Source organism: Plantactinospora sp. CNZ321, assembly GCF_004217235.1.
The window spans coordinates 3,234,657-3,247,268 of sequence record NZ_SHKQ01000001.1 but is presented as its reverse complement, the minus strand read 5'-3'; the positions used below and the strand labels follow the sequence as shown (position 1 = coordinate 3,247,268).

Here is a 12,612-nt window from a genome sequence, read left to right as displayed (position 1 = left end):
ACCCGGCAGACCCGCACGCCAGTTCGGACCCGGGCGCCGACTTCGACATACGACTCAGCGGCGACCGAGCAGTTCGGCCACCCTCAGGAAGCCGTCCGCGCCGTGGCCGAGCCCGATCACCCGGCGAGTGAGCCCCTCGACCGCCCGCATCACGCTCGCGTCGATCCCGTGCGCCTCGGCGGCGTGCACGACGTGTGACATGGTCGAGGCCGCCGAGGTGATCGGGTTGTCCGCGCCGGAGTAGCTGCCGTCCTCGACCTCCGCCGCCGTCTGCTCGAAGATCGGCGGCAGTATCTCACCGATGCCCATGGCGAAGGGCGCCAGTTCCCGCGCGGTGATTCCCTCCGCCCGGGCCACCGCGAGTGCGTGGGCCCAGCCCGCCATCGAGGTCCAGAAGATGTCGAGCAGGGCGAGGTCGTACGCCGCCGCTCGGCCGATCTCCTCGCCGACGTGGGTGTGGGTGCCGCCCAGCCTCTCCAGCACGGGCCGGTGCCGCCGGTAGAGGTCGCTCGGACCACTGTGGATGAAGACCCCGTCCGGGGTGCCGATGGTCGTGGTCGGCGTCATGATCGCGCCGTCCAGGTAGTCGATGCCGCGCTCGGCCGCCCAGGCCGCGACGTCCCGTGCCCGGTCAGGTGTGTCCGCGCTGAGGTTCGCCACCGTGCGACTCTCGAGCGCGTCCGCGACGGCACCGGCCCTAAGGATGGTCTCCACCGCGTCGTTGTTCACCACGCAGACCACGGTCAACCCGCTCGCGGCGACCGCCTCCGCCGCCGAGCCTGCGGCGACCGCGCCCCGCTCGACCAGGGCGGTTTCCCGGCCCGGGGTCCGGTTCCAGACCGTGGTGGACAGGCCGGCGTCCAGGAAGGCGCCGGCCAGGGCCCGGCCCATCGGTCCGAGACCGAGTACCGTGACAGCGGACTGTTCGGGGTGCGAGGACATAGCGGTACTCCTGAACTTGTGCAAACTGGGGTAAAGAGGACGCAATGACACGCAGCCGAGCCCGGGATCTGAACGTCTGCGGGGTGACCGCCGCGATCGCCGTGATCGACGGCAAGTGGAAGACTTCGCTGCTCTGGCTGCTGGAATCCGGCCCGCACCGCCCCGCCGAGCTACGCCGACGGCTGCCGGGCCTCACCGAGAAGGTGCTGACCCAGGCGCTACGCGAGATGGAGAGCGACGGGCTGGTGCACCGGGAGGTGCACGATGTGTTGCCGTTGAAGACCGTCTATTCGCTGACCCCGTTCGGCCGTGACCTGGCCGAGGCGGTGGCGCCGCTCTCCGACTGGGGGCACCGCCGCCTGGAGAAGCTCGCCGCCGCCCGGTCGGCCTCCTGAAACAGACCGTCGACCTCCTCTCGATCCGGATCCGGCGGCCCGTTCGACCGCCCACACCCAGGCTCGCCCGGCGCGCTCCGGCCGACAAGTACGCACAAGAAAGTGGCTACCCCGGCACGCGGACGGCGGCCCCGCCTACGGCTCCGGCGGGGCCGCCGAGCGCTGCGCTGGCACGCGTCACGCCGCCGGCGTCCCGTGCTTCAGCGACGCCGTGAAGGTCGCCCAGGCGGCCGGACGGAACGCGAGCACCGGCCCGGACCGGTCCTTGCTGTCCCGGACCGCGACGACGGCGCCCAGGTTGTCGGCAACCTCGACGCAGTTGCCGTTCGCACCCGAACGAATGCTCGTACGCCAGACGGCATCGGTCAGGTCAGAGTCGTACATCTTCTTCACCTCCTTCCGTCAATCCCGCTCGGCGGCACGGGCGATCAAGCGGATCGAAGCCGCCGGATTGAGCGCTGCCGCGCGTAGGTGTTCGAAGAGGTCCGTGTAGCTGGCGATGTCGGCGTCACGTTCAAGGAACAGGGCGTTGACGCGGTTCTCGATGTAGACCAGATCCGAATCCGCCGGATCCGGAAAACTCATGATCGCGAATGCGCCGTACATGCCCGGGTGCGCGCCGACCTCGTAAGGCAGGACCTGCACGGTGATGTTGGGCAGCTTGGTGAGCTTGGCAAGGTGTTGCAACTGGTCGCGCATCACTTCCGCACCGCCTACCTTGCGGTGCAGGACGCTCTCGTCGAGGATCGCCCACACTTTGAGCGGCTCGGCCTTGCTGATCGTCTCCTGGCGCCTGAGTCGCGCCTCGACTCGCCTTTCGACCTCCTCCTCCGTTCCGTTCGGCAACAGTCCGGCGGTGACGGCTCGGGCGTACGCCTCGGTCTGGAGCAGGCCGGGGACGAAGAGCGACTCGTAGTTGCGGACCGACTGGGCCTCGGACTCGAACGAGATGTAGGTGCTGTACTCGTCGGGCAACTGGTCCTCGTACGCCTGCAACCATCCCAACTGCCCGGCGTCCTTGGCGAGTGCGACCATTTCGAGCCGGCGCTCCGGATCGGTGACGCCGTAGACGTCGAGCAGCCCGAGCAGGGTTCGGCGCTGGGGTCGGGCCCGCGCGGTTTCGAGCCGCCAAAGGGTGGCGGGATTCATGTGGGTCCGTTCGGCGACGTCTTCCCGGGTGAGGCCGGCGCCGTGTCGCAGTGCGCGGATTTCCGCCGCCAGTCGGCGCAGTCTGACGGTCGGCGGTTGTTTTCGGGCCGCCACGTTCACGCTCCTTCGCTCCTCTCCAGTCTCATGTGGCTTGCGTTTGCAAGGCAATGGAAAAGCGGCGCGATATGAACAGAACGTCCACTCGCAAGCCTTGCGTTCGTGCATGGCGCTCCAGCCCGCGCACCTTCCCCCGCTGGGGCGCGTCGTGGCCACCTCCGCCCCTCGGGCGGATGGCCCGCAACCGGGATGCCGGGCAGAACGTCTGGCGGCAACCAGCTGCCCGGCATCCCTGCACTCAGGAGGTCGCGATGCTGCTGCGTCTGTTCTGCACGGTGGTCGGCTGCACACTGCTCGGCTTCCTCGTCGGCCTTTTCGCCTTCAAGGTCAAGTCCGGTTGGTGTCCACGCTGCGGCACGACCACCTCCGAACTGGCCGGCCAGCATCGCGCCCGGCCCTGATCGGACCGCCCCGGCCCGGCAGAAAGAAGAGCTCGTGAGCCTGGAGGAACTGACCAGCAAGGAGCCGTTCTACGCGGCTATGCGGCTGCTGACCGAGAAGCACCACGCAAGCCGACCAGCGCTCGTAGAGACTGTCAGAGGGTGCGTAGCAGCGCTACCTGTAGCTTCGCCACCACCATGCTCGACGCCGACGTCAGCCTGCGCGACGTGCAGACTCGCGCCGGCTGTCGTGCGGCCCACCGGCGTCCGCGAGCCAGCATAAGAAATATGACGCAAGGTGTCAGGTTTTGGGTGGAGCATAGTTTCATCGGTCGGCGCCGGTACTAGGCGCGGACCGGGCGGCACGGACAGATACGGAAAGACAGGACCTCCATGCACGAAACTCCAGAAGATTTCGAAAAGCTCCAGGCCCTCCTTGACGCCTCCCTCGCCCGCTCCACCTCCCACCTCCGCTCGATCATCAACACCGCGCGCACACTGAACGCGGAGCAGCTCACCCAGGTCCTCACCGGCATGTGCACCCTCGCTCTGTCCAGCGTTACGGCGAAGGGTGAGCCGCGGATCAGCGGTGTGGACGGGCACTTCCTGCGAGGCAAGTGGTACTTCGGCACGGCGCGCGACGCGGCCAAGGCGCGCCACCTCGCGGCGCGGCCCGCCGCCAGCGCCGCACATTTGCGCGGTGAGGACCTCGGCGTCTTCACGCACGGTAAGGTGGAGATCCTCAACCCCCAGCATGGCGATCGGGCCGCGGACTGGCCGGACGTGCTTGCGTACCTTAAGAACTTTTACGGCGACGACCTCTTCGACTGGGACAACGACGTTGTCTACTACCGGCTGCATCCGCACTGGATGACCGTCTATGCCCCCGACCTCGCAAAGCTCACCGTGGCGTCCGAGCCCTGATCCGCAGCGCGGGCCAACCGATGCGCGTCCAAGGCTCGCTTCGTAAGAGGTCTCGTTACCGTCTGGTAGCCCTGACCAGCGTTTCTGCTGGTCAGGGCTTTCTGCCTGTCGGGACGGCCGGATTCGAGGGAGTGTGTCGAAATCCTACGCAGTCCCCCGACCCGGACCGGCGTTGGGCAGGTATCCATCGCGAGCCAATCTCTCGCGGCGCCAGATCTCGTCACGTCTTCGTCGCTCAAGCCGCTGGAGGTGCTTTTTCTGGCACTCTGCAAATTCCCACGCTCCTGCGCAGCCTGTAAGCTGGGATCAGATTCGCCTTTGTGATGTCAGCGCCGCAGACTACAAAGGTGGAAAGCTTGGCAAGTCGGTTCGGGGCAGCCCCGGAATACCGGCTAGGAGACCACCCGGCCCGCTAGCCACCCGGCGGCCTCGATCAGCTCCCTTTCCCTCGATCGGCTCGACGAGCCCCCGCAGCATTCGCAGCGACCGACCCCGAGGTCGGTGCGACCGAGCGCCAGGTTTCCCCGTTTTGGACGGCGACCGTGACCTCGACTCCAGGAGACGGCAACAGACGGTTGCCGAGCAGCCCGGGATTCGGCTCGATGCGCTGGCCGGCGACGAGGTCGAGCCGGAAGCGCTGGACTATGCCGCCGACCACGGACCGGAACGCGTGCCGTGCCAGCGACTTGCCGATGCAGGACCGCTCGCCGGTGCCCCAGGGCTGGAAGGCGCCGGGCCGGTAGGCCGACCCGCTGAGGAAGCGCCGCGGGCGGAACTCGAGCGGGTCCTCGAACGACCGGACGCTGCGCTGCGTCACCCAGGGCACCAGGAGCAGAGGCGCGCCGACCGGCAGTAGATGACCACCGACCTCGAGCGGGCTGATGGTCCCCTTGAACTCCCAGGCCGCCGCCGGATACAGCCGCATCGCCTCGTTGAGCACCGCCTCCAGGTACGGCAGGCGGCGGGCGTCCTCGGGGCGAGGTATCCGGCCGTCGAGCGTTGCGTTTAGCTCGTCGACCAGTTCGCGGGCCGGCCCGGGATTGAGAGAGAGCAGCAGCAGCGCCCACACCATCGCCGACGCCAGCGAGGTCAGGCCCGCGAAGTGCAGTTGCAGCACGAAGTCGCGGACCAGCGCAGGCTCCGGGGACAGGCCCGCATTCTCGACCTCCGCCAGCACCGCCTGAGCCAGCGAGTAGCGAGTCGGCTGGACCCGGCCGGTCGCGATCGCGGTGATCCGGGCGTCGATCGCCGCTCGGCCGGCCTGCAGCTCGGCACGCCGCGCGAGCCCCGGCACCGGAAACGGCAGGTAGGTGGTGGCGATGCGCTGGGGAGTCGACTCCAGGACGTCGATGTAGGTGTCGACCGCAGCGTCGACCTCCGGTGCGGCGGCCGCGATGTCCACACCGAACATGTACGTCTTGAAGATGCGGCGGGTGAGCGCCGTGATCTCCGGCAGCAGGTCGAGCCGGGTGCCGGGCCGCCAGGTGTCGACCAGCCGCTGGGTCTCGTCGATCGCGATCGTGACATAGGAGGCAAGGGAGTGCTGGCCGAGGGCGCGGTGACAGATGCGACGGTACCGCGCATGCTCCTCCCCCGTCGAGTTGAGCGGCCCGCGGCCCTGGATGTCGTCGCGCGGTTGCATTTCGACGCCGGCGGCGCCGGTAATCTCGACCCCTCCGCCGAGGGCCCTGTGGACCGCCTCGACCTCGTCCGGGCCGAACACCGCGATCACCCGGCGGCCGTTGAGCGGCAGCGCCACGAGGTCGCCATAATCGCGGTGTGCCCGTTCGAGAGACCGCAGGGGACGGCGCAGGAACGACCATTGCTGGCGCGGCAACATCATGGGGCGCGGGCCTGGAATCTGCACTACGGCCATTCTTCACGTCCACTCCACCGGTTGAAACAACGAATTCTGTCACGGGTCGGCGATCGGCATCCCTCATAACGGCACACGCGGTCGGTGACCGCACTATGGAAAGCGACCGGGTCGGGCCTGCGTAGTTCCATGGTGACGCGCCGGCATGCGCCTGTCGAGTCCTCGCGTGCGCGGCGCGGCGACTGCAACGATTAACTTTACTCATTGGCGAATCTCAGATATGTGAGCGCGCTATCACAGACCGCATACGGCCGGTTGACGCGCCGTTTGGATGCTGCTATTCTTCGAGTGAAGTCGATCTCTCTAGGGGATCGATTAACCCCAATGCAGAAACACCAACGTCATCACCGGGGGTCTCCGTGTCCAACGTGAAGTTGACAAACGCAGCCCGCCTCAATGGCTCAGCCAGAATGAGAGCCGACGACACCGCGCCCGAGGCAAAGGCCATTCCACAGCTGCATCGGCGACAGATACTCGTGACTCGGGTGGGCCTCGAGATTCCGTCGGACACGACATTTGACGGCTGGAAAGCCGCCGGACAGCAGCTGTCCCGGATCGTCGACTCGTCCGCGTGGTGCCTCGGCGACTGGCTGGTCTACGGCAAGAACCGGTATGCCGACCGCTACCTGCACGTCATTCAGCTCGCCAACCTCGACTACCAGACGCTGCGGAACTACGCGTGGGTGGCCCGGCGGTTCAGCATCGAGCGCAGGCGTCCGTCGCTCAGCTTCCAGCACCACGCGGAGGCGGCCTCGCTGCCCCAGCCCGAGCAGGACCAGTGGCTGGACCAGGCGGAGGAGCACGGCTGGTCGCGCAACCAGCTGCGCCGGCAGATCCGGGTGAGCCGCGCCGGCGAGCTGCCGTCGACGCCGAGCAACGCGGTGCTGCCGCGGCTGTACGTTCCGGGCGAGCGGTTCCGGCGCTGGCGGGCAGCGGCCGACCAGTCCCGCATCGAATTCGAGGCGTGGATCCTCGACGCCCTGGACACGGCCGCCACCCAGACGCTCGCCGCCGACGATTCCGACGCCGGCGAGGAGCCCGCAAGCGCGTGAACTTGGCGCCGGGCGGCCGGTGCGCCACGACGGCAATCCATGTGTCGCCAGCCATGTCTCGCCAGCGAGACAGGAGCGCGCCCGCCCAAAGATCAGGCCCGGAGGTGTGCTTTGCCCGACACGATCGACGACACGGCCGGCGTACCGCAGATGCGTGCCGGCTTGAGCCCGGCCCGAGCCGCGCTGCTTCGGCGCTGGACGCAGGGCCGCTCCGCGACGGAGGTGGTGGTGCCCCGCCGCCGCGGCACCGGGCCCGCCCCGCTGTCCTTCTCTCAGGAGCGGCTCTGGATCCTGGACCGGTTGCTCGGCGCCGGTCATGCGTACAACACGATCCCGCTGGTCGCCCGGCTCCGCGGGCCGCTCGACGTGACGCTCTTCGAGCGGAGCCTGGCCGCCGTCGCCGCCCGTCACGAGGTGATGCGCAGCCGGATAGAGCTGGTCGACGGCGAACCGGTGCAGGTCGTGCTGCCCAACGTGCCGATCGTCGTGGACGCGGTCGACCTGCGCGCGGTGCCCGACCCGGCCGCCGAGGCGCTGCGGCTGGCCCGCGCCCAGCGCGGCGAGTCCTTCGACCTGGCCACCGGCCCGCTGTTTCGCACCCGGCTCTTTCGGGTGGCGGACGACGAGCACATTCTGCTGCACCTGATGCACCACACCATCTCCGACGGCTGGTCGGACGACGTCCTGATCCGGGAGATCGCCGCGGTGTACCGGGCGCTGGCCGACGGCCGGAGTCCGGATCTTCCCGCGTTGCCCATCCAGTACGCCGATTATGCGGTGTGGCAACGGCAACGGCTGACGGGTGAGCACCTCGACCGGCTGCTCGGCTACTGGCGCGATCGGCTCGAGGACGCGCCTCGCGCGCTGGACCTGCCCACCGACCGTCCCCGGCCGGCCGTTCAGCGCCTGATCTCCGACACCCGGACGGTACGGGTGCCGGCCGGCGTCACCGGGCGGCTGAAGGCGCTCGCCCGCGAGGCGGACGCGACGCTGTTCATGGTCGTGCTCGCCGCGGTGGACGTGTTGCTGGCCCGCTACAGCGGGCAGACCGACATCGTCGTCGGCTCGCCGGTGGCCAATCGCACCCAGTCTCAGACCGAACGCCTGATCGGCTGCTTCGTCAATACCCTGGTGCTGCGCTGCGACCTGGACGGCAACCCCACGTTCCGCCGGCTGCTGGGCCGGGTCCGGCAGGTGGCGCTGGGCGCGTACCACCATCAGGAGTTGCCCTTCGAGCGCCTCGTGGAGGAGCTGCAGCCCGACCGGGACAGCAGCCGCAACCCGCTGTTCCAGGTGATGGTCGCGCTGCAGAACAGCCCGCCGGCCGACCTGACGTTCGGCTCCTTCCGGCTCAGCCCGATCGAGCTGGACAACGGCGTGGCGAAGTTCGACATCACGGTCGACCTGCGGGAATTCGAGGGCGAGCTGGTCGGGCGCATCCAGTTCGACGCCGACCTGTTCGACCCGCAGACCTGCGACCGGATGTCCGCGCACCTCGGCACGCTCCTGGCCGGTATCGCGGCGGCGCCGGACACGGCGATCGCCGACCTGCCTCTGTTGGACGAGGCGCAGCTGGACCTGTTGACCCGGCAGTGGAACGACACCGCCGCCGACCACGACCTGGAGCCGTTGCACCGCACCATCGAGCGATGGGCGGCCACCCGGCCCGACGCGATCGCGGTGACCGCCCCGGACGGCCAGCTGACCTACCGGGAGCTGAACGCGCGCGCGGAGCGGCTGGCCGCGCGGCTGCACCGGGCCGGTGCCGGCCCGGACGTGCTGATCGGGCTCTGCGTGCAGCGGTCGGTGCTGCTGCCGCTCGGCATCCTCGGCATCCTCAAGGCCGGAGCGGCGTACCTGCCGCTGGATCCCGCCCATCCCGCCGAGCGCATCGAGTACATGCTGCGGGACGCCGCCGTGCCGCTGGTGGTGAGCACCACCGGGAACGCCGGCCTCCTGCCCCGGTCGGGCCCGCCGGCGATCCTGCTGGACGAGGTGCCCGAGCAGCCGCTGCCGGCCGTGCCGGTCGCGCCCGCCGGCGGTCCGGCCGGGCTGGACAACCTCGCCTACGTCATCTACACCTCGGGCTCGACCGGGCGCCCGAAGGGCGTGATGATCTCGCATCGCGCGGTGGCGAACATGATCCGTTCGACGCTGGACGAGATCGGCACGGTCGACGGCGATGCCGTGCTGCAGTTCGCCACGGTGTGCTTCGACGTGTCCGTGCTGGAGATCTTCGGCGCACTCTGTTCCGGCGCCCGGCTGGTCGTCCCAGACGGCGAGACGGTGCTCGATCCGGCGGCGCTCACCGGGCTGACCCGGCGCGAGCAGGTCACCGTCGCCGACATTCCACCGGCCGTCCTGCACATGCTCGACCCGGCCGCGATGCCGTCGCTACGCATCCAGTTCATCGGCTGCGAGGCCTTCGGCGGCCCGCTGGCCACCCGATGGCAGCAACCGGGACGGCGGCTCATCAACGGGTACGGGCCGACCGAGGCGACCGTGATGATGACGCTGATGGAGCTCGACCAGCCGTACGAGCGGATGCCGCCGATCGGTCGTCCCATGCCGAACCATCAGGTTCACCTGCTCGACCAGGGGCTGCGTCCGGTGCCGGTCGGCGTGCCGGGCGAGCTGTACATCGGCGGAACGGGTCTGGCCCGCGGTTACCTGAACCGGCCCGGCCTGACCGCCGACCGCTTCGTCCCGGACGGTTACGGCGGCACGCCCGGCGCACGCCTGTATCGCACCGGCGACCTGGCGCGGCACCGGGCGGACGGGATCCTCGAGTTCGTCGGCCGGGCCGACCGACAGGTGAAGATCCGCGGCCTGCGCATCGAGGTCGGCGAGATCGAGGCCGTGCTTGAGCAGCACCCCGCGGTGTCCCGGGCCGTGGTCGTGGTCCGCGAGACGCCGGCCGAGTCCAAGCACCTGGTGGCGTACGCCCAGCCGGAAGCCGGCGAGCCGGCAGGGCCGGACGAGCTGCGCGACTGGCTACGCCGGCGCCTGCCCAGCTACATGGAACCCAGGCTCATCGTGCCGGTCGACGAGCTGCCGCTGATGCCCAGCGGCAAGGTGGACCGGGCGGCCCTGCCCGACCCGGACAAGCTGGCCGCACCGGCCGACCGGCCGCACACGCCGCCGCGCACCGACCTGGAACGCACCCTGCTGGAGCAAGTCTTCGGGGTCGTCCTGGGCACTCGGGACATCGACGTGAACGAGAGCTTCTTCCAGCTCGGCGGCAACTCGCTGCAGCTCGCGCACCTGCAGTCGCGCATCGTCGAGACGCTCGGCGTGGAGATCCCGTTGCGTACGCTGTTCGCGACCCCGACCGTGGCCGCGCTCGCCGGCCACCTCGCCGATCTGGTGCCGGCGGACCCTACGGCGCCGGCGCGGGACCTGGCCGACGGCGAACGGGTTCCGCTCACCGCACAGCAGCGGTGGTGGTGGCGCACGGCGGGGCGCTACAACAAGCCGATGGCTGCCCGGCTGCGCGGCTTCGTCGATCCCGAGGCGGTGACCGGGGCCGTACGCCAGGTGGTGGCCCGGCACGAGACGCTGCGCACCACGTTCGACACCGACGGACCGGAGCCGGTCGGCGTGGTGCACGCCGACCTTCCCCCCGACGTCGCCGAGGTGGATCTGTCGGACGCCGGCTGGAGCGCCGTCGCCGAGGCATTCGCGGCGGAGGTCGCACACATCTTCGATCTGCGGCACGGCCCACTGGTGCGGCTGCGGCTGCTCCGCCTGGCCCCCTACGACCAGCTGATCGTGGTCACCGTGCACCCGCTGCTGTGGGACGGCTGGTCCCGTGCCGTGCTCGCGCACGAGCTGCTGTCCTTCGCCGACGCGGTCGCGGTGGACGAGCCACCTGCCGCGCTGCCGATCCAGTACCGGCATTGCGCTTACGGGCAGGCGGACGAGCCGGCGAACGCCGAGTCCCTGGCGTACTGGACCGGCGTTCTGGCCGGTGCGCCCGCTCCCCTGGCGCTGCCCGGGCGCGAAACCGCGACGCCGGCCGCCGCCCCCCGGCCCGGCGCGACACACCGGTTCGCCGTCGACGAGAAGGTGACCGCCGCGCTGGACGGCGTGCAGCGCGAGACCGGCGCGTCGATGTTCGTGCTCACGTTCACCGCCTTCGTCGTGACCCTCTCGGCGATGACCGGTGAGCAGGACGTGGTGGTCGGCGTGCCCCTCGCCAACCGGGTCCGGCCCGGCACGGCGGGACTCGTCGGCAACTTCGTCAGCACCATGCCGCTGCGGATCCGGCTGACCGGGCTCGTCAGCCTTCGCGACGTGCTCGACCAGGTACGCGAGCGAGTGGTCGAGGCGTACGCCCACCAGGAGGTCCCGGCCGAGGCGTTGTGCCTTGCCCTCGACCCGGACGGCGCCCGCCTCCCGTTCGGGATCACCTTCGATCTGCTGACCGAGGCGACCCGGTTGCGGCCCGCGCCCGGCATCGACCTGACACCGGTAGAGCTGGACACGGCGTATGCGGACTTCGACCTGACGCTCGCCATGGAGCGGCGGCCGGACGGTTTGCACGGCACGGTGAGCCATGCGACGGACGCCTACCCGGCCGCCACCGCGGTGGAGCTGGCCGACCGGTACGGCACGGTGCTCAGCGCGCTCGCCCGCGATCCGCGTACCGGTATCGCGGAGCTGCACGGCGCCGCGCGAGCCGTCGTGCCGGAGCTGTCCACATGAAAGACTCGCCGCATGGCAGAACTGCACGATGTCGTCGTCGACTGCGAACACCCTGCCGCGCAGGCCCGCTTCTGGGCCGCCGCCCTGGACGGGTACCGGGTGGCCCCGTACGACGAGGCCGAGCTGAAGCGACTGCGGGAGAACGGCATCGACGACCCCGAGGACGATCCGAGCGTGCTGGTGGAGTCGGACCCGGGAGTGCGCCCGCGCTTCTGGTTCCAGCTCGTTCCGGAGAAGAAGACCACGAAGAACCGGGTTCACGTCGACCTGCGGGCCGACGACCGGGCGGCCGAGGTGGCCCGCCTGGTCGGCCTTGGCGCGTCGGTGATCAGCGAGTTCGACGTCTGGACGTTGCTGGCCGATCCGGAAGGCAACGAGTTCTGCGTGCGCGACTGATCGTCACCGGCTGCCGGTCCGTCCGCCGCGCGTATGCACAGCGGCATCCGAGGAGGAAGCGATGGACGAGCAGGTGGAGCACGAGTCCTACCAGGTCGTGCGCAACGACGAGGAGCAGCACTCGATCTGGCCCGAGCAGCGCCCGCTGCCGGACGGCTGGCATCAGGTCGGGTTCGCCGGCGGCAAGGACGCCTGCCTGGCCCACATCGAGCAGGTTTGGACCGACATGCGGCCGCTGAGCCTGCGCCGGGCCATGGCCGCGGCGCCGGCGCTGCCCGCCGGGGAGCCCGCCGACGACGGGCCGGACCTGCTCGACCGGCTCTCCGCGGGCGAGCACCCGGTGGAGGTGGTGCTCCGGCCGCGGGCCGACCCGGCCCGCCTGCGCGACGCGATCGACGCCCGATACGTACACCTGCGGTTCTCCGGCACGAACGGCGGCACCGAGCTGGGCGTGCGGCTCACTCCGGAGACCGACGCGTCCGCGGCGGACTTCGCGGCCGGCACCGGCACCGTCACCCTCGTCGGCACACTGACGCTCGATTTCCGGGCGGCCACCTGCCGGGCGCTGGTCGACGTCGGTACGCTCGCCGGGCGGGGAAGTCTGCAGGCTGCCTGATCCGCGACGCACGACGGCGCCCCGGCCGCATCGGCCGGGGCGCCGCTTCGTGCATGCC

10 protein-coding genes and 1 pseudogene are annotated in these 12,612 nt (G+C 70.1%); 7 read left to right on the top strand and 4 right to left on the bottom strand.

Annotated features, from left to right (window positions below; genetic code table 11):
- Window positions 1-54: 54 nt before the first annotated feature.
- Window positions 55-942, bottom strand: coding sequence for an imine reductase family protein (locus EV371_RS14485; RefSeq protein ID WP_130462498.1), 888 nt, complete (start codon window positions 940-942; stop codon window positions 55-57).
- Window positions 943-986: 44 nt separating this feature from the next.
- On the opposite strand from EV371_RS14485, the gene EV371_RS14480 reads away from it, so the two are divergent.
- Window positions 987-1,337 (top strand): winged helix-turn-helix transcriptional regulator, encoded by a 351-nt coding sequence (locus EV371_RS14480; protein WP_130462497.1) that lies wholly within the window; start codon window positions 987-989, stop codon window positions 1,335-1,337.
- Between the two features lie 177 nt (window positions 1,338-1,514).
- On the opposite strand, the gene EV371_RS14475 is transcribed toward EV371_RS14480, so the two are convergent.
- Window positions 1,515-1,721: a DUF397 domain-containing protein gene (locus EV371_RS14475; RefSeq protein WP_130462496.1), complete on the bottom strand. Its 207-nt coding sequence runs from the start codon at window positions 1,719-1,721 to the stop codon at window positions 1,515-1,517.
- 18 nt (window positions 1,722-1,739) lie between these two features.
- On the bottom strand, window positions 1,740-2,606 hold the full coding sequence (locus tag EV371_RS14470; RefSeq protein ID WP_130462495.1) for a Scr1 family TA system antitoxin-like transcriptional regulator: 867 nt from the start codon (window positions 2,604-2,606) through the stop codon (window positions 1,740-1,742).
- A 248-nt stretch (window positions 2,607-2,854) separates the two neighbouring features.
- On the opposite strand from EV371_RS14470, the gene EV371_RS33400 reads away from it, so the two are divergent.
- The gene (locus EV371_RS33400; protein ID WP_165436692.1) at window positions 2,855-3,004 is read left to right on the top strand and encodes a hypothetical protein; all 150 of its coding nucleotides are present in this window, start codon (window positions 2,855-2,857) and stop codon (window positions 3,002-3,004) included.
- A 372-nt stretch (window positions 3,005-3,376) separates the two neighbouring features.
- Complete coding sequence (locus EV371_RS14465) at window positions 3,377-3,907, top strand: pyridoxamine 5'-phosphate oxidase family protein (protein ID WP_130462494.1); 531 nt, start codon at window positions 3,377-3,379, stop codon at window positions 3,905-3,907.
- Window positions 3,908-4,340: 433 nt separating this feature from the next.
- On the opposite strand, the gene EV371_RS14460 is transcribed toward EV371_RS14465, so the two are convergent.
- A complete protein-coding gene (locus tag EV371_RS14460) occupies window positions 4,341-5,783 on the bottom strand; it encodes a cytochrome P450 (protein ID WP_130462493.1) in 1,443 nt (480 codons plus the stop codon).
- Between the two features lie 359 nt (window positions 5,784-6,142).
- Between EV371_RS14460 and EV371_RS14455 the strand changes: the two genes are divergently transcribed.
- The 4 genes and pseudogenes from EV371_RS14455 to EV371_RS34310 all read left to right on the top strand — a co-directional run.
- A complete protein-coding gene (locus tag EV371_RS14455) occupies window positions 6,143-6,835 on the top strand; it encodes an LmbU family transcriptional regulator (RefSeq protein ID WP_486484613.1) in 693 nt (230 codons plus the stop codon).
- A 111-nt stretch (window positions 6,836-6,946) separates the two neighbouring features.
- Window positions 6,947-11,542: a non-ribosomal peptide synthetase gene (locus tag EV371_RS14450; RefSeq protein ID WP_165436691.1), complete on the top strand. Its 4,596-nt coding sequence runs from the start codon at window positions 6,947-6,949 to the stop codon at window positions 11,540-11,542.
- 12 nt (window positions 11,543-11,554) lie between these two features.
- Complete coding sequence (locus tag EV371_RS14445; RefSeq protein ID WP_130462491.1) at window positions 11,555-11,938, top strand: VOC family protein; 384 nt, start codon at window positions 11,555-11,557, stop codon at window positions 11,936-11,938.
- 61 nt (window positions 11,939-11,999) lie between these two features.
- A pseudogene (locus tag EV371_RS34310) lies at window positions 12,000-12,200 on the top strand (MbtH family protein); the annotation flags it as partial.
- Window positions 12,201-12,612: the final 412 nt, after the last annotated feature.